The sequence below is a fragment of the Pseudomonadales bacterium genome (genome assembly GCA_013215025.1).
In the GTDB taxonomy this organism is placed as follows: Bacteria; Pseudomonadota; Gammaproteobacteria; order Pseudomonadales; family DT-91; genus DT-91.
The window spans coordinates 1-17,815 of the sequence record JABSRR010000002.1 but is presented as its reverse complement, the minus strand read 5'-3'; the positions used below and the strand labels follow the sequence as shown (position 1 = coordinate 17,815).

The window sequence follows — 17,815 nt, the reverse complement described above, 5'->3', positions numbered from 1 at the left end:
CAACCGCATAATCACAAATAATCGTCTCGGCTGCGGTGTGCGGTACGATGTTCAAACAAAAGCCGTTTTTACTTAACTGATTCACCGTTAAACTCACACCGTCTACGGTAATTGAGCCTTTCGCGGCAATATACTTTTGCAAGTTAGCCGGCGAGGCAATTTCAATCCGCACGCTACGCGCGTCTTTATCAAGTTTCAGCACCTCGCCAATGCCGTCAACATGGCCGGAAACAATATGTCCGCCAAAGCGATCGTTAAGCTGCATCGCTTTCTCAAGATTAACCTTGGCGCCTTGGCCAAGCTTGGCCAAGCTAGAGTAGCGCAGTGTCTCATTGGATACATCAGCACTAAAACCGTTACTGTGCAGCGCCACGACCGTTAGGCAAACACCATTGGTAGCAATGCTGTCGCCAAGTTTCACGTCATGTAAATCTAGGCCCGCAGTATCTATCCGCAGCTGGACATCACCCGCACGTGCTTGATTGCTGACAATCGATCCGACCGCTTCAATAATGCCTGTAAACATAACTCGCTCTATTGGGCCGGGTTAATATTGCGGCACCGCGCTTATACGCAAATCATTACCAACTGGCCTAACCTGCTGAATATCTAGCCTCAGCTGCTGCGCCATTTTTTCGAGCGGCAATTCTACCTGAGGACGGGCGTTGGAACCTAATAAAGTTGGCGCTAAATAGAAAATAACTTCATCAATAAGCCCTTGCTGTAAAAAAACCCCGCATAATCGACTGCCCGCCTCCAGCATCACTTCATTACACTCAAGTGTAGCTAAATGGCGCAAGACTGCTGGCAGATCTACTTTAGCCATTTGCCAGTCCGCTTGGTCGGGTAAATGCAGAGTAGCAATACCGGCTGCCTGCAGCTGAGCTAGCGCCTGCTTTTTCTGGCTTGGATCTGCCGCAAACACCACCAACTTGTCGCCACTGCCAGCAAAGATTTTCGCCTCGGGCCGAATCTGCAGCCGTGAATCTATAATCACTTTTAATGGCTGGCGAATGTCATCACTGCCCTCGATCATAAAACGTTGGTCTCGCACCGATAACCGTGGGTCATCGGCTAAGACCGTGCCAATACCGGTAATAATGGCACAGCTATCGGCACGCAGCCGCTGTACATCAGCACGCGCCTCGGGCCCGGTTATCCATTGACTTTCACCAGAGGCCATGGCGCTTCGACCATCTAAGCTAGAAGCAATTTTCGCCATCAATCTGGGCATTTGTGCGCGCATACGCTTGCAAAAGCCGGGATTCAGCGCTTCCGTCTCCGCCGCAAGTTTGGACATACAAACCTCGATACCCGCCTCTTGCAGAAGCCGGATACCATTACCAGATACTTGCGGATTAGGGTCTTGATGACCAATCACCACCCGAGCCAGCTTGGCCTCAATGAGGCGCTCAGCACAGGGTGGTGTGCGGCCAGTATGGCTGCAAGGCTCAAGCGTGACATAGCAACAAGCACCCGCAGCTGAATAACCACGCTGCTGACAATCTGCCAAGGCATTGACTTCAGCATGGCCCTGCCCGGCCCGAATATGATAGCCCTCACCGATAATTTTGCCCTGTTTGACAATAACACAGCCAACCCTTGGGTTAGGGCTGGTGCTATGACTGGCCTTGGCTGCTAGCTGGATCGCGCGAGCCATAAAATCAGCGTCAGCGGCGTCAGAGTACTCCATAAGCTAATCCTTCGCGATCAATCTGCATGATCCGAGAGCTTGTCAATTTCTGCCCGAAATTCTTCGATGTCCTGAAAACTGCGATACACCGAGGCAAAGCGCACAAACGCTACTTGATCAACAGCACGCAACTCTTCCATGACTGTTTCACCCACTAGGCGCGAGGGCACCTCACGTTCACCGGTAGCGCGCAGCTGCTGTTTAATTTTTGCAATCAAGGTTTCCACCGCTTCAACACTCACCGGGCGCTTTTCGAGGGCGCGGCGCACCCCAGCGCGCAGCTTATCCTCGTTAAACGGCTCTCGTACGCCATCACTTTTTATCAGGCTAGGCATGACCAGTTCAGCACCTTCGAAGGTGGTAAAGCGTTCTGAACACTCAACGCATTCGCGCCGACGGCGCACCTGCTCACCTTCGGCGGCCAAACGCGAATCGATGACTTTAGTATCTGCAGCGCCACAAAATGGACATTTCATCGCAATAAACTCTTGCAAAAGAATCAATTATACATCAAAGCTAAGCCAGCATCACAACGCAATCTTGCCGTCGGTTCTGCCGGTAAACATGGCCGCCAAATTAACCAAAATGCAATCTAAAATCCCGCCTTCAAAGCTATACCTTAGCCAATGAGCAAGCTATGATCAGCAATCTTGTCGGCAGGGGTGCCATTAAGCAGGACAGCAAAATAATAAACAGGGGCTATCATGGCAAAATCTAGCAATGCAACGCGCACTTTAGGCCGTTGTCTGGTTACCGGCGGCGCCGGATTTTTAGGGCGAAACATTTGTAAACAGCTGCTACTGCAAGGTTATGAGGTGGTCGTCTTTGACCGCTTACCGCCCAACTTTAGCGACCCAAAGATGCAGGCTATTGAAGGTGACATCACCGACCAAGCCGCGCTGATCGCAGCCTGCGAAAACATCGACACCATTTTTCATACTGCCGCCATTATCGAACTTAAAGGCGGCAGCAATATGCCGGCCAGTTATCGTCAACGCTCACTCACAATCAATACTGAAGGCACAAAGCATGTGATTGCCGCAGCGCAACAGCAAGGAGTTGCCGCACTGGTGTACACCAGCTCGAATGCCGTTTGCTATAACGGCACTGCCGTAACCGGGCTCAATTCTGACTCCCCCTATGCAACGCATATATACGATATGTATACCGAGTCTAAAATGCTGGCCGAACAGGCGGTGCTGGCCGCCAATGGCGAACAGGGCTTATTAAGCTGCGCGATCAGACCAAGCGGCATCTACGGTGCCGAGAGCTGCATTATGTTGGATAAATTCTGCAGCGAGGCGGCGGATGGGAAGCTGGTCGCAGCGCTTGGCAACCCCAATGCAGTGCATGAAAATGCCTTTATAGATAATCTCGTGCATGCGCATATTTTAGCGGCTGAACGCCTGGTCGAAGGTAATCGCTGCTGCGGTCGCGGCTATTTTATTTGCGANAATGAATTTCAGAACTATTTCGAATTTTTCCGCCCGCTAATCGAGGGTCTCGGTTATAAATTCCCTAAACTCTGGATTCCAATGGGGCTGTTAATGCCGATCATGAAAATAGGCCAGTGGCTGCATTTTCAGTTTGGCACGCCGGCACCGCTGATGTCGCCGAAAGAGCTCGATAAGGTATGCACCACCCATATTTCTGACCCACGCGAGCCAGAGCAAGATCTCGACTATGTGCCACTGGTGAGTGTTAGTGAGGCCATGCAGCGCTGCCTGCCATACTGTCAAACCCTGCATGATCAACTAAAGGCTAAATAGGAGCTATCGATGGAATACTTTAACAGCCGCTATGGCCCCTGGGCGATTATTGCCGGCGCTAGCCAAGGTATTGGCGAACAGTTTTCCCGGCAGCTGGCCGCCAAGGGTATGAATATTATTATGCTGGCGCGCGGCCTTGACGACTTACAGCGAGTTGCCGACGATATTCGCGCCAAGCACCCGGTGAGCGTTGAAACCCATTCGCTGGATTTAGCCAGTGAGGATTTAAAACAGCAAATTTTAAGCATTACCGAGGGTAAAGAAATTGGGCTTTTAGTGCACAATGCGGTGTACTCGCATATTGGCGAATTTTTAGCTGACGACCTTGCCTCAAAACAGCTTTGTCTCGATGTTAACTGCCGCAGCCCTATGACCTTTGTCGACACGCTGCTCAGACCCATGGTCGCGCGTAAGCGTGGCGGCGTTATCCTAATGAGCTCAATGTCAGGTAATCAAGGCAGTGCGATGGTCGCGCAATATGCCGCCACCAAAGCCTATAATACGGTGCTGGCTGAGGGGCTGTGGGAAGAGATGCGGCATTTTGGGGTAGACGTTATTGCCTGTGTCGCAGGTGCCACCAAAACTCCGAATTTCAATCAGCAAACGCCCAGCGACAAGGCCAAGCAAGCTTTTCCTATGGAGCCTAAGGCCGTTGTCACTGAAGCCTTAATGGCTTTGGAAAAAGGCAAGGGGCCGAATCAAACCATGGGCTGGATGAATAAGCTGGTATGTTTTTTATTTGGCCGTGTGCTAACGCGTAAAAAAGCCGTCAGCTTTATCAGCAGCACCACACGCAAGCTTTATCAATCGTAGCGAGAAAACCTATGCAAAATGTTGTTTTTGTATTGTGGCCAAACAGTGAAAGCACGCGAAATAAAGTGCCGCGCCAAAGTGTGCTTTTAGGTCCGGTGAAAGAGCGCTTACTAGAGCTTGAGCCTGTCGAGCTTCGCTTTGGCATTGACGACCAATTTGTTCAAGTTAAATCGCCAGCACCCAAGCTTTATCCGGGTGAGGCAATGGTAGCATTAATCGTCTTCAAAGCTTTGCAAGTGCCCATCAATGATATTGAAAAATTATTGCTTAATCATGGTTTCACTGTCGGTAGCTACCTGACCGATGCGTCGCTCTATACCGACTATGGCGATAATCAACATTTTCGCTGTCGCGACTGGGGCAATGGCGAACGCTCACCAACCGTGCTAATGACAACCTTATTAACGCGGCCGAAAAAGCTGGTCCATGCCGAGTGGCTGCGGCGCTGGCATGGCGATATGTCGCGCGTATCTGATCAAATTCAACCACGCGCCCGCTATATGCGTCATGTCGTGCTAGAAAAAAGCAGCAACAGCCCTGCCTTTGACGGCATTGTTGAAGAAGTATGGCCTAGCAATGCGCACGTCAAAGACCCTTATAAGTTCTATTTAGCGAACAATCCACTGCAGTTAGTCTGGCATATGTTACGCATGCTGCATGTTGTCAGCCGCTTTCACCAGATGCGTAAAATTCGCACGGTTATGCTTAGTGAGTATTTTATCGCAGGACCAGAACCAGCGATCACAAGCAGCTCTGCCGAGGCTTAGGCGATCAGCTTGCGGCTGACTTGCAATGATCGGCCGCTGTTCTAGGCTAATGGATATTAAATCAAGACAACAACAAGGATAACCGCGCTATGACGCTTCGAATCAACGATCAGGCTCCAAATTTCAACGCCGTCACCACCGAAGGTGAGATAAATTTCCACGACTGGATAGGTGATGGCTGGGCCGTTCTATTCTCTCACCCCAAAGACTTTACCCCAGTATGCACCACCGAGCTCGGCTATCTCGCCAAACTGGCACCTGAATTTGCAAAGCGCAATACCAAAGTGATTGGCCTCAGCATCGACCCACTGGCTGATCACCATGCCTGGATAAAAGATGTCGAAGAGGTTGGCTGCAGTACGGTCAACTATCCAGTCATTGCCGACACCGACCTCAGCATTGCCAAGCTGTATAATATGTTTCCGGCTGACGAAAGCGGCACGGCTGAGGGCCGCACAGCGATGACCAACGCCACCGTGCGCTCTATTTTTATTGTCGGGCCAGACAAAAATATTAAGCTAATGATGACCTATCCAATGACTACCGGGCGCAACTTTGATGAAATTCTGCGGGTTATCGATTCTATGCAGCTTACCGCTCAGCATAAAGTGGCCACACCGGTTAACTGGCAACAAGGCGAGGATGTCATTATTGTACCCGCCATTTCTAATGAAGAAGCGGCCGCAATCTATCCTGATGGCTGGCAGACAGTTAAGCCTTATCTGCGCAAGGTGAAACAGCCGCAAAACAGCTAAGCCGTTCAATACAATTGCCGGGCAGTGTTGTTATTTTTTGCCTCGCTAAAAACAAAAAAACCGAGCCAATGCTCGGTTTTTTCATACTTGATTAAACTTATGCGTAAACCGGGAATTTAGCACAGAGGGCCAATACTTCGTTTTTAACCCGGCTAATGGTCGCCTCACTGTCAATATCGTCTAAGACGTCGCAAATCCAGTTGGCCAGCGTGTTTGACTCGGCTTCTTTAAAACCGCGAGAAGTGATCGCAGGGGTGCCGATGCGCAGACCAGAAGTGACGAACGGAGATTGCGGATCATTCGGTACCGCATTCTTATTGACCGTAATATTGGCATTGCCTAGCGCTGCATCTGCATCTTTGCCGGTAATGCCTTGCTTGATCAAGCTGAGTAAGAACAGATGATCATCGGTACCATCAGATACCACATCAAAGCCGCGTGCAATAAACACCTCTGCCATAGTCTGTGCGTTTTTTACCACCTGCTGCTGGTAGCTCTTAAAGTCTTCACTCATCGCTTCTTTAAAACATACCGCCTTGGCCGCAATCACGTGCATCAGCGGGCCACCTTGACCACCAGGAAACACGGCCGAGTTAAGCTTTTTCTCAATTTCTGGGTTGCTGCGTGCCAAAATTAGGCCGCCGCGGGGTCCGCGCAAGGTTTTATGTGTAGTGGTGGTAATAACATCAGCATAAGGCATCGGGCTAGGGTAAACACCTGCCGCAACTAGCCCCGCAATATGCGCCATATCGACAAATAAGTAGGCGCCGACCATATCGGCTACCGCTCGGAATTTTGCCCAGTCGACTACTCGCGAGTATGCCGAAAAACCCGCAATAATCATTTTCGGCTTATGCTCTAAGGCCAAGGCCTCAACTTGATCGTAGTCAATTTCGCCGGTGTCGTTATTAAGGCCATATTGCACCGCGTTATACACTTTGCCAGAAAAATTGGGCTTCGCGCCATGGGTTAGGTGACCGCCATCGGCCAAGCTCATGCCTAAGATCGTGTCGCCAGGCTGCAATAGTGCCAAAAATACCGCTGAATTCGCTTGCGAACCAGAATGCGGCTGTACATTCGCGTAGTCAGCACCAAAAAGTTCACAGGCACGATCAATCGCCAGCTGTTCAACAACATCAACATGCTCGCAACCACCGTAATAACGCTTGCCGGGATAACCTTCGGCGTATTTATTGGTCAACACACTGCCCTGCGCTTCGATGACGCGTGGCGATGTATAATTTTCAGATGCGATAAGCTCAATATGCTCTTCTTGACGCACTGTTTCAGCCTGCATGGCCGCAAATAATTCGTCATCAAAACCCGCAATTGACATGTCTTTATTGAACATCAAAGAAACCTCTAAAGTGAAAGCAAAGTGGCAAATTTTTATTGCTGATCAGCAATAATTGCCGTGGTACTAAAGGCGCGTAATTGTACACGATTTATACACGCGGCGATACTCGTATCTACGATTCAAAGCAGATAAATGGCCAGTGATTTACTGGTCCTGCAAATGAATTTTTTGCGGCTAATCTGGGCAAGCTTGTCTGTCTGCACTATGATCAAAAAACATAATTAAAAAATAACAATAATAAAGGTGACAGCATGTCAAAACACACGCTGCGATTAAGCGCGATTACCCTATCTTGTCTACTACTCATTAGCGCCTGCAAAATGGAATTCGGCATTGAGATGGGCTTTACAACCGATGACCATCCGCTGCTAGACGCACCGGCTGACAACTACAGTGCAACAAAATACCCCGTCGTATTGGTGCATGGGCTTTACGGCTTTGACGATATCTTCGGCCTAGAATACTGGTACGATATACCTAAGGTGCTGCGCAACGGCGGCAGCGAGGTATTTGTTGCGACCGTCTCCGGCGCCAACAGTCCCGCCGTCAGAGGCGAGCAGCTGATCGCACAACTGGAGCAATACAAGGCCGATAGCGGTAAAGACCGATTTCATCTATTCGGCCATAGCCTTGGCGCACCAACTATTCGCTACGCGGCCGCCAATAGGCCTGAGCTAGTGGTTTCTGCCACCTCTGTTGCAGGCGCAAACTATGGCTCCGAAGCGGCTAATAACGACACCTTAGACCCGCCATTAATCAAACTTATTGTTGGCGTAATGGGTAACTTATTGGGCCATACCATTGACTTAGTATCACAACAAAGTTTTGAGCAAAACTTACTGGCCGCCACTGATGCGATGACGGTCGAGGGGGCAGAGGCGTTTAACAACCTTTATCCGCAGGGGCTTGCTGCGGTATTTTGCAATGGTGCAGAAAACGACCCTGTGAATGGCTTTAGCCATGGCATTAACGGCCCATATACTGAAATAGAAAGCGTTAATAGCTTCGATAATTTTGCCAATTATTATAGTGGTGCGCTTAGCCTACCCAATGCATCAGGACCATTCACCATAAATGATGGCAACGGCATTGGGCATAATGTGTATTATTATTCATTCGGCGGCAATCAAGCCGAAACGCGAAAAGGTGACCCCTTGGAGGGACTTCACCGGTCGGTATCGAAACTGATTGATGGTGATGACGATGATGGCTTTGTTGAGCGCTGCTCAATGCATCATGGCTGGGTTATAAAAGATAATTACCCTATGAACCACCTTGATGTGATGAATTGGTTTATCGGCATGCGTGCCGCCAATTCACCGTATCCGCCCTCGATGTATCGGGCGCATGTACATTTCTTAAAGCAGTTAGAACAACAACAAAGTCTTTAGGCTTTTGCGGTAATCAGGCAAGGGGCTAAACAGCCAGCCCCTTCGCTTGTAAATCAGCAACCGTTAATTTAATCCCTTCAGCTAGGCTGACTTTTGGCTCATAACCAAAATCGCGCTTAGCTTTAGCAATCGAATAATAATGGTGGGTGACCATATATTTAATCGCGAATCGAGTCATTCCGGTTTCTTTCATATCGCCTTTTAACTTGTCAATGGTCTCAACCACCGCAGCAACTGAATACGCCAACCAGTAAGGTACCTTTTTGGTGATTTTCGGGTGCCCCATCTCGACAATAAAGTCTTCCACAAAATCAAAAAACGCCATTGGCTCACCATTGGTAATAAAATACGCTTGGCCATCCAAGGCGCTGCCCGCATCCAGCTTAGCTTCTGCTGCAACGACAGCATCGACTAAGTTTGATATATAAGTGAAGTCTGATAACTTATCGCGATTACCCACCGCACGACCGAGCTTACCCTGCTTTAGCCGATCAAGAATATTCGGCACAAAACGTTGGTCTTCAGGGCCAAACACGACATGCGGACGAATCGCGCACACGGTTGTCGCAGCAGTGCCGCTAAACGCTAACACATCTTTTTCTGCTTGGATTTTCGAATCGGCGTAATCAGCCTGAGAGATGCTTGAATACGGCAGAGTTTCGTCGCCGTTCTCAATATCTTCACCTTCATAAACCGCTGAGGCAGAGCTAATATAAACCATCTTGGCAATATTATGCTGTTTACAGGCCTGCATTAAATTATGCGTACCGTCTAAGTTTACCTCCCAAACCATTTTTGGCTTGACCGACTTTGTCACCACAATCGAAGCGTTATGAATAATGCTGTCCATGCCTTCACAGGCCTCGATAACGGCCTGCTTGTCACGAATATCGGCGTTAATAAAGCGCACGTCATCGCGAAACGCTTGGCCGCCAAAATCTAATACCGTTACGTCAAAGCCTGCGTCGCAAAACCCATTGACTAGGTTACGCCCAATAAAACCACAGCCGCCAGTGACTAATACTTTCTTTTTATTCATGGTTAATTCCTATTAGGCGTAAGTTTTAAACATCATGTCCCAAAACGGGAAGATAGAAGAATAGTTACGGTTTAAGTGAACGCCGTGATGAATATCATGACGCTTAGCCCAGTAGTTAGCGAGCCACATCCATTTGCTTTCCCAAGTAATATTGGTGTGAACTAAAATATTGCAAAAATTATAGATCAACAGCATCAACACAAAGCTAGCTATAGAAATAGGGCTAAATAAGCCAAATATAAACACTGATAAAAGCAACAAACCAACTCCACCAATACCTTCTAAGGGATGAACATAAATGCTCTCAAAGGCGGTAGGGTGACGTATGTAATGGTGCACCCCATGGCAGTACTTCATCACTTTAGGATAGTGCATGCCGCGATGAAAAAAGTAGTACATAAAGTCGTACAGCAATAACACGGCCAACGCTTCAACGACAACCATATACCAAGCAACCGGACTAGCCGACACCATTTGCTCTTTGCCTAAATACAGTGAGCCAAAGATCAAGATCAATGCCACTGCCATATTGCCAATAACGTTAATTACCTTGGTTTTTAAGGTAACCTTATTCGGGCGTGGCGGTCGAATTCTGCGCTCTGGAAATTTAATCACAGCCGCATACTGCATTACCGCCATCAAAACGCCAGAGGCTAATAATACGGCTATCACGCCGATTAATAATTGTGTGTTCATGCTTCTACCTATTGTTAAGATTCATTATTGGGTAAATTTTGCTTTGATATTAATGCCGATGACTTTAATCAAGTTTTTCAGCCTATAGCCTAAACCAGAGCCAAATAACATACGCATTGATGCTTTTGCCGCATCAAAATCATGCGGCTTAACTGGAAATAAAGCCGGCGGTATTTCTAACGGCAGTCTATCTGAAAGCACTGCTTTCGGCGTTGTATAGGCGCGCAAGCCATCACGACCATTCATCACGCCATAGCCTGAATATTTTGTGCCGCCAAACGGCAAATCTTGGTTGACATAACATAAGCCAAAATCATTGATACAGGTCGCCCCAGCTTCTAACTGATTTGCTATGCGCTCACCTCTCGCTCTGTCGTGAGTAATGACTGAGGACTGCAAGCCAAGCTCAGAATTATTTGCCATCGCAATGGCTTCAGATTCAGACTTCACTTTAAACACCAGCATTACCGGGCCGAACACCTCAGTCGTGACAATATCCATATCATCGCTAAGATCGGTGAGAATGGTGGGCGGGTAAAAACAACCTTCGCCTTCAGGGCGCTTGCCACCCGCTAAGACAGTGGCGCCTTTTGCAATTGCGTCATTGACTAAACGTTCAACTATATCAACCTGCATCGGCGCCGTTAGCGAGCCAACATCGACATTACCGCCACGCTGCGCAATGCCTTGGCGCATGGCATTTGCAATTTCAGCAACCCGACCACAAAACGCATCATAGACAGCATCCATGACAATAATCCGCTCTGAGGCAACGCAATTTTGGCCTAAATTTATAAAGCAGCCGCCAATGGCAGAGTGCACCGCTTTCTCAAGATGCGCATCATCACAGACAATCATCGGGTCTTTGCCGCCAAGCTCCATTACTACTGGGGTAATATGTTCAGCCGATGCTTCGATAATTCTGCGCCCGTTTGCGACCGAGCCAATAAACAATATCTTGTCCACTCGCGCACTAATCAGCGCCGCGCCCGATTCGCCATAACCTTGAACCAGCTGCACCGTATCGGGACTAAAGCCTTCTTTCTCGAGTGCTTGATTGGTAATTTGAATAAATTTATCGGAGGCAAAAGCGACTTGCTCTGAGGGCTTTAGAATAACGGCATTCCCCGCCATCAGCGGTGCAACTAAAGAGCTAACGATATTCTGCAATGGATAGTTCCATGGAATAATGCAGGCCACTACGCCTAATGGCACATAATCAATACGGCCTTTTTTATGCATTAAGATGCCAGAGCCGACTTTTTCACTTTTCAGATGTTTTTCGCCGTATTTTTTCAACCAAGCAATCTTATTGCAGGTTGGCATGATTTCACCTAACAGCGCGTTTTCATAGGTTTTACCCGCGTCTTGCACAATCCATTCACATAACTGATCCGCATGCTCAAGGATATAATCCGAGATATGCGTTAACACCGCGCGGCGCTGCTTAAAGCTTGATTTTGCCCACTGCTTTTGTGCTACGCGAGCGCGTGCGACGATCTGCTCGACATCTTGTGGGGTGTCAATTTTAACTTCACCCAAGCTTTCACCCGTTGCCGGGTTAATACATGGGATGGAGTGTGGGGCTTGTACTTGACTATTCATCAGGCAACCTCTTCTGTTTTTATACTCATATCTGAGCCTGTGGCGGACTCGAGTTGATGGTCATTTAAAATAAATTCTGCGGCGCGCAAAGCAATCATCATACTCGGCGCATTCAATGCACTTACCGGCACCTCAGGCATCACAGACGCATCTGCGATACGAAGGCCCTCTATGCCGCGCAGTTTGAGCCTGGGATCTACCGGCGCATCGCTACTGTCACCCATGCTGCAGCTACCGCAAAAATGAAATGTGGTCATGGTGGCGTCGGCAATCCAACGTTTTAACGCAGCGAATTGCTGTGTTCTTGCACCGCGTGCTAGGCGAGTAGCGCCCCATGCTTGCAAACTCTGCTGCGCTGCCATGTCTTGTGCTACTTTGATACCGGCAATCATGGTATGTAAGTCATTCGGGTTTTGATAATAAGCAGGATTAATCACGGCCTGATCTCTAGCATCATTTGAGGCTAGGCTTAAGTAGCCTCGCGATTCTGGCTTACCTAAAATCACTACGATGCCATAGATGCTATTTACAAATTTATTGGCACCTGGAATTAAAAATAACAGATCAACTAAAGCGCGCACGGTTTTTCTCAGCGCTTTAAAACGATAAAGCCAGCGCGGCAAGACCATGGTTGGCAGCATCCGGTACATTGACTGCTTCAAGGTAATTGGCGCGGCAAAAAATGCAAAGCAGGTGTCGGCCTTATGCGGCGCCAAACAGCTATGAGGGTTTACGCGATCAAAGCCATAAAGCTGAGGGTAGCCGAAATCGATCGCTTGTTTACCGCGATAAAAAATACAGACGTTAGGATGGTCTTGAAGGTTTTGCCCAATAGCTGGCGCATGCAGTTTTTCTTCGATGCCGAATTCGGCCAGCACCGATGCTGGTCCCACACCCGATAGCATCAATAGCTTGGGCGTTTCTAAAGCGCCTGCCGATAAAACAATTTCTTTACTGGCACGGATACAATGTCGCTGATTATTCAGCTCAAACTCAATGCCCACGGCAGTGTTGTTTTCGATCAACACTTTGTGCACCAAGGCCTTATTAATAATATCGAGGTTGCTCGGCTGTTGATCCTGCAAGAAGGCCACATAAGAGCTGCGCCGCGTATTGGCCTGATAATTCATCGCATTATGGCCAATAAAGCCTTTTAGCTCGCCATCGGTCATCATATCTTTATGCTGGAAGCCCAGCTGCTTTGCCGCGCTGATTGCCGCTGAGGTAAAACCCGTGGCTGAGCGCGCCTGCGGCTGCAGCTTTTGTGCAAGCCGATCAAAAAATGGCGCCAGCGTTGGCCATTGCCAATCGGCTGGCCAAGCCTCAAAGTCACCCTTATCGCCGGGCGTAAACACCATACCATTCACGGAGCCGCTGCCACCCATGGTCCAGCCAGTGCCTTGATAAGTAGCGCGGCCGTTAAGACCAGCCTGCGGCTCGCTGAAGCGGTCGCGCATCACGTTGTCATTGGCAAAACAGTACTTAAAACCATCGGCACTGAGGGTATCGGGGTTTTCTTCTGCCGCTGGCCCTGCCTCAAGCAGTAGCACTTGACAGCTACTACGCTTGGCTAGCTCGGCAGCCACAATTGAGCCCGCCGAGCCACCGCCAACAATAATAAAATCGTATTGCTGTTGCAGAATGGTCATTATGCCGTGGCCTGCAAACTGCGACTGAAACCGGCAGGGATAGCTAAACCTAAGGCCGGTAATAACCAGCGCGCAATAAAGCCGCGCAACTCTTGCTCACTGCGCGCCATCGGGCTATGCATGCTTAACAAGGAAAACATCGTACGAATGGCAAACTCTGACTGTTCCCGCATTTGCTCAGCCGATAGGCTGTTATCGCCTATTAAGAATTCAAACATCGCCGTATTGATATCAAAACCCGCTTCCGTGGTGAGGGTATGTTCATTCACCATTTGACTCAGGGCAGTATCGGTAATCAGCGCCAGACAAGGCTCATCCGGTAATACCTGCAAGGTGAAGACCACCGCCTCAATAATGCGTTCTGAGCCAGCTGGCGTATCTATCAAATGCAGTGCCAGCTTCTCGGTAAAAGCATAGGCTGATTGCAGCAAGGCAAAACGCACCACCTCGTCTTTGTTTAAATAGTGGCTATACACCGTCGACCTGGCTACGCCTGCCTCTTTTGCAATATCATTCAAGGTGACGCGCTCAATGCCTAAACGCTTAACGCAGCGAATTGCAGCATCAAGAATCTGCACTTGAATACTGCTTAGCTCGGGTTTATCTGCGATCTGTAATGCCATAAGGCCGCCTCATTGTTGAGATTGCACGATTAAATAACAAGCTTGTAGCAGCGCAATATCATACAACACTACAAACTTTGTCTTTTTGTAGTGTCCACTATAGCAACACGACAAAAAGACAGCAAGTGTAGTGTTGTCTTTTTTCTCAATGGATAGATGAAATTTGCTTGCGCAATAACTTATCGGGTGATAAGTTACTTCAAACACTTGTTTGCTTTGATCAAAAATATGGCAAGAAAATCCTCTAAAACCCTTATCTTAGACACGGCAGAGGCGCTGTTTGCCCAGCAAGGCATTAGCAATATTTCACTGCGGCATATTAACCAAGCGACCGGCCTCAGCCCGGCGGCGGTGCATTATCATTTTAAAAACAAGCAGGGCTTGATAGCAGCTATTTTATTAAGGGATGGGCGCTCAGTTGAGCAGAGAGATCCACTGGCACAGGCGCTGCAAAACGGCCGTTTAGCATTAACCGTTGAGAATTATATCGCGGCCTTAATGCAGCCCTTTAGTATGCGCTTTCTTGAAGATCAGCCCAGCGGCGGCTATTTCATTAGTATTATTGCACAGCTGTATCCGCATAAAAGTCACACGCTCGACGCCTTTCTACCGCCCGAATTTGAACAAATCAGTAAACGCGCTCGCTCACTGTTGATTAAGTTATTAGCCGGACAGGAGATAAGCAGCGCGATGCTGCAGTACCGTTTATTATCGATTAGCTTGATTGAGTCATTGGCCAGTTTTGATGCCGTCACACCAGCGGCCACTAGCCCTGAAGCTCTGCAGCAGCAAAAACAATTTTATCTTCAGCATCTGCAGCGCTTCTTAAGCCAGGCCTTGAACCTTAAAAACTAAACCTTCAGCCTTGAGTGTTCAGGCATATATTAAAATCGTCATCACAAATGCTAAATAGCGGCTGGCACAGCAGGGCCCGGTATCACAGATATCGGCAAAAAGGGATGGGTCAAGGCAATAACTCAGTGTCGCAGCTGCGACGAATCAATATGCTGGCTTAACACCGGGTTAGTTTTGGCCATTTTATCAATCAAGCTTTTTAAGGCGATGATACGCTGCTGTTTGGGCATGTCTTCAGCGCAGTTTGAGAAGCCGTGCACCCAGACTTTTAGACCACTTAAGTCGATATTGCGCTTCACCTCATCACTCAGATAGGCCGAATTAAACAGCACCAATAAGTGTTCGGCAATATCGATCACCTCAACATTTAATTCTTGCATCGCCAAGAATGTTTCATCGTCCATCACCAGCTCTTGCTGCTGCAGCGCTTCGGCCAGGTCATGAATGAGCGTGGCAATAAAATGCAGACTTTCGGCATGCTTTTGTAAGCTTGCTAAATCAAATGACTGATGGCTATAAGCCTGTGACAGTAACCGAGAATAAGCCATTGCATCACCTTACGGCTTTATTATTAGAGAATGCCTTAAGCCTAGGAAAATTTAATCGGCACGTTTAAGTTTTTTGCCGCGTATTGCAAGATATTCTAAAAATAGCGTCGCTTAATAATTTCTAGTGTGCTGATCAGCCGCGTTAAACTGGCGCAGCAGGCGATGAGTAAAACCTTGGTATATTTTTTCTAATAATTGTGAAATTACCGCCAGATCAGCGCGCAAATAACTTTTTAGCGGGTATTTTTGCGGCTCAAAGCGATATTCAGCCGTGGCATAATCACCCCGTAATAAAGCAATATTAGGCTGCAGCTGCTTTAACTGACGATAAATCTTCAGCAGCTGTAGCGGCTTTGGCTCGACCGATAATAATAGCTCGGGCAAACTCAGCGCCAGGCGAATCTCAGGGAAACGCTGCTGCGCCGCGAGGCAGTCAGCCAGACTATGCAGCGCTGTATTGCGCGCAACCGCAATCAAACACTGCGGTCGCTGCTGTTGCAGCTGCGTCGCCGCGGCCAGAAGCGCGGCATTGTGCGCAGGCCAAAGCTTAGAGCCCAAACTTATCAGCTGCACGCCACTATCCGCTGATGTCTGCTGCCAGCTGTCTAAGGCAGCCTCAGAATCTATATGCTGACTTAGCCAAGCCGGCGTTTCAGCAGCAACTTCGGGCAGACTAAAATCCCTCTGCTGAAACAGTTGCTCAACCCAGTGAATCAACTGCCTAGCTGCTTGATAGCGGCTATCGCACTCGCGATGACCTTGCTGACCACGTTGCAAATCACAATAGCCGGTTAATGGCGAGAGCAACTCTGGCGCGACTGGCATCACCTGCCCGACCACCGCCTGCTGTTTAAAATGGCTGAATACGCCGAAGCAGAGCGCCGCATATGCCTGCATCGCCCTTGTGCCAGCCTGGTTTAGCTGAATTGCATCGCTGCTGGCAAAGCGCAAATGAAAAAAGCGCACACGCTGTAAAATTGGCTGAATTTGCTGCAAAAAAGTAGCCATCTGCGCCGAACTGAGCTGATCGAGCCTATACGCGGTGATGTAATGTGAAAAATCCGCATTGAAACGAATGGCCGGACAGGCGGCAACGATAGCCAGGCAATGCTCAATATCTTCACTGATGCTATTGCGATGTAGCTCTAAAAACAGCGGAAAATGCGTCTGCTCGGCAATCGCCACCAGCTGTTTAGCCTCAGCAATACAGCGCTCGCGTGAACAGCCTCCCTGGCCAACAATGACCGTGGCCGCGGCAAAACCCTGCTGCTGCCAACGTGGCACAGCTTTAGCTAACTGATCCACCGAAACAATTGCCGACTGATAACAGGGCATATCCGCCGCCATCGCCTCGCGGCAACCGCCGGCAAATAACATATGCGATTGCAGCGCATCAAAGCCGTCGGCCCGCGCTTGCGCAAAACCACGCAAGCCGCCAAGCGCAAACCGCGGTGCTGAGTCGGCACTGACCGCATGCTCAATCGTGGCCAAATTTAGCACCGGCTGCAGCTGCGGCGGCTGATTGCGGTCGCCTGCAAATAGATAATCGGCCGCCGTCATGATGCGGTCTGACGTCGGGCTTTGAGTTGCAAACGAAACTGACTGCCCAAGGACGGCGTGGGATTAATGCGCTCCGAATACGCTTGCTCAGGGTCTAAAGCCTCAAACGCATAGTGATAGAGAATGCTGCCTAGGCTCAAAGCGATCAAACTTTCCGCCATGCCCGCACCAAGGCAGGTGTGCGGCCCGCGACCAAATGGCGCAAACACATTACGCTGCCGATGCTCGTTTCTCGGCGCCGCAAAACGTTCAATATCAAAGCGCTCAGGCTCAGCAAAATACTCTGCCATATGCTGTGGCGCCGTCGTCAAAATAACAATGTCTTGGCCTTTTTTAACCTGTTTACCGGCAAATTCGAAGTCACAGGCCGCCGTGCGCACCATGCCAAAAGCCGACGGGTGCAGACGTAATGTCTCCATAATTACGCGATTGAGAATATCCATCTGCTTCAGCTGTTCGGTATTTGGCACACCTTGGCTGAATACCGCATCAATTTCCTGCTGCAGCTGTGCCAGCAGTTCAGGCTGACGATGCAGCTCAAATAGCGCATAGTTAAGCGTTTGGCCGAGCGTATCAATACCGGCAAAAAACGGCAAAATCGCTGAAAATCGCTGATCGCCATGGGCAAACAAATGCGGGCATTGATCCGCCGCCGCAATCACTGCATCGACAAAGTTATCTCGCTGACTGGCCCC

At 49.0% G+C, this 17,815-nt stretch carries 18 protein-coding genes; 6 read left to right on the top strand and 12 right to left on the bottom strand.

Features of this window, described 5'->3' with window-relative positions:
• The 3 genes from HRU21_00460 to nrdR all read right to left on the bottom strand — a co-directional run.
• On the bottom strand, positions 1 to 526 hold a 526-nt coding region (locus tag HRU21_00460; protein NRA40754.1), incomplete at its 3' end, for a riboflavin synthase.
• A gap of 21 nt (positions 527 to 547) precedes the next feature.
• Positions 548 to 1,693 carry a bifunctional diaminohydroxyphosphoribosylaminopyrimidine deaminase/5-amino-6-(5-phosphoribosylamino)uracil reductase RibD gene (gene ribD, locus HRU21_00455; protein NRA40753.1) on the bottom strand — a complete coding sequence of 382 codons (1,146 nt, stop codon included), beginning with the start codon at positions 1,691 to 1,693 and terminating at the stop codon, positions 548 to 550.
• A 17-nt stretch (positions 1,694 to 1,710) separates the two neighbouring features.
• Positions 1,711 to 2,169 (bottom strand): transcriptional regulator NrdR, encoded by a 459-nt coding sequence (nrdR, locus tag HRU21_00450; protein NRA40752.1) that lies wholly within the window; start codon positions 2,167 to 2,169, stop codon positions 1,711 to 1,713.
• A 228-nt stretch (positions 2,170 to 2,397) separates the two neighbouring features.
• On the opposite strand from nrdR, the gene HRU21_00445 reads away from it, so the two are divergent.
• The 4 genes from HRU21_00445 (at position 2,398) to HRU21_00430 (ending at position 5,797) form a co-directional block, all read left to right on the top strand.
• A complete protein-coding gene (locus HRU21_00445; GenBank protein NRA40751.1) occupies positions 2,398 to 3,462 on the top strand; it encodes an SDR family NAD(P)-dependent oxidoreductase in 1,065 nt (354 codons plus the stop codon).
• Positions 3,463 to 3,471: 9 nt separating this feature from the next.
• Entirely contained in the window at positions 3,472 to 4,275 is an 804-nt protein-coding gene (locus tag HRU21_00440) for an SDR family NAD(P)-dependent oxidoreductase (protein NRA40750.1), read from the top strand.
• Positions 4,276 to 4,286: 11 nt separating this feature from the next.
• A complete protein-coding gene (locus tag HRU21_00435; GenBank protein NRA40749.1) occupies positions 4,287 to 5,042 on the top strand; it encodes a hypothetical protein in 756 nt (251 codons plus the stop codon).
• An 89-nt stretch (positions 5,043 to 5,131) separates the two neighbouring features.
• On the top strand, positions 5,132 to 5,797 hold the full coding sequence (locus HRU21_00430) for a peroxiredoxin (protein NRA40748.1): 666 nt from the start codon (positions 5,132 to 5,134) through the stop codon (positions 5,795 to 5,797).
• A gap of 97 nt (positions 5,798 to 5,894) precedes the next feature.
• Here HRU21_00430 and HRU21_00425 read toward each other — a convergent pair whose 3' ends face one another.
• A complete protein-coding gene (locus HRU21_00425) occupies positions 5,895 to 7,148 on the bottom strand; it encodes a serine hydroxymethyltransferase (protein ID NRA40747.1) in 1,254 nt (417 codons plus the stop codon).
• A 257-nt stretch (positions 7,149 to 7,405) separates the two neighbouring features.
• Between HRU21_00425 and HRU21_00420 the strand changes: the two genes are divergently transcribed.
• Positions 7,406 to 8,545 (top strand): alpha/beta fold hydrolase, encoded by a 1,140-nt coding sequence (locus HRU21_00420; protein ID NRA40746.1) that lies wholly within the window; start codon positions 7,406 to 7,408, stop codon positions 8,543 to 8,545.
• A gap of 25 nt (positions 8,546 to 8,570) precedes the next feature.
• Here HRU21_00420 and HRU21_00415 read toward each other — a convergent pair whose 3' ends face one another.
• Genes HRU21_00415 through HRU21_00395 form a run of 5 tightly spaced genes read right to left on the bottom strand, consistent with a single transcriptional unit; the run spans position 8,571 to position 14,157 of the window.
• Positions 8,571 to 9,584: an NAD-dependent epimerase/dehydratase family protein gene (locus tag HRU21_00415; GenBank protein NRA40745.1), complete on the bottom strand. Its 1,014-nt coding sequence runs from the start codon at positions 9,582 to 9,584 to the stop codon at positions 8,571 to 8,573.
• Between the two features lie 12 nt (positions 9,585 to 9,596).
• Positions 9,597 to 10,280, bottom strand: coding sequence for a sterol desaturase family protein (locus tag HRU21_00410; protein ID NRA40744.1), 684 nt, complete (start codon positions 10,278 to 10,280; stop codon positions 9,597 to 9,599).
• 24 nt (positions 10,281 to 10,304) lie between these two features.
• Complete coding sequence (locus HRU21_00405) at positions 10,305 to 11,885, bottom strand: aldehyde dehydrogenase family protein (GenBank protein NRA40743.1); 1,581 nt, start codon at positions 11,883 to 11,885, stop codon at positions 10,305 to 10,307.
• Positions 11,885 to 13,534 (bottom strand): GMC family oxidoreductase, encoded by a 1,650-nt coding sequence (locus tag HRU21_00400; GenBank protein NRA40742.1) that lies wholly within the window; start codon positions 13,532 to 13,534, stop codon positions 11,885 to 11,887. Before HRU21_00400 ends, HRU21_00405 begins: the two co-directional genes overlap by 1 nt.
• Positions 13,534 to 14,157 (bottom strand): TetR/AcrR family transcriptional regulator, encoded by a 624-nt coding sequence (locus HRU21_00395; protein NRA40741.1) that lies wholly within the window; start codon positions 14,155 to 14,157, stop codon positions 13,534 to 13,536. The genes HRU21_00400 and HRU21_00395 overlap by 1 nt, the downstream gene beginning before the upstream one ends.
• A 228-nt stretch (positions 14,158 to 14,385) precedes the next feature.
• On the opposite strand from HRU21_00395, the gene HRU21_00390 reads away from it, so the two are divergent.
• A complete protein-coding gene (locus HRU21_00390; protein NRA40740.1) occupies positions 14,386 to 15,012 on the top strand; it encodes a TetR/AcrR family transcriptional regulator in 627 nt (208 codons plus the stop codon).
• A gap of 122 nt (positions 15,013 to 15,134) precedes the next feature.
• On the opposite strand, the gene HRU21_00385 is transcribed toward HRU21_00390, so the two are convergent.
• From HRU21_00385 to HRU21_00375, 3 genes are all read right to left on the bottom strand, one after another.
• Complete coding sequence (locus HRU21_00385; protein NRA40739.1) at positions 15,135 to 15,560, bottom strand: hypothetical protein; 426 nt, start codon at positions 15,558 to 15,560, stop codon at positions 15,135 to 15,137.
• A 111-nt stretch (positions 15,561 to 15,671) separates the two neighbouring features.
• Positions 15,672 to 17,120, bottom strand: a complete 1,449-nt coding sequence (locus HRU21_00380; GenBank protein ID NRA40738.1) for a hypothetical protein — start codon at positions 17,118 to 17,120, stop codon at positions 15,672 to 15,674.
• The coding region (locus HRU21_00375) for a cytochrome P450 (protein NRA40737.1) at positions 17,117 to 17,815 on the bottom strand (699 nt) is incomplete at its 5' end. The genes HRU21_00375 and HRU21_00380, both read right to left, overlap by 4 nt.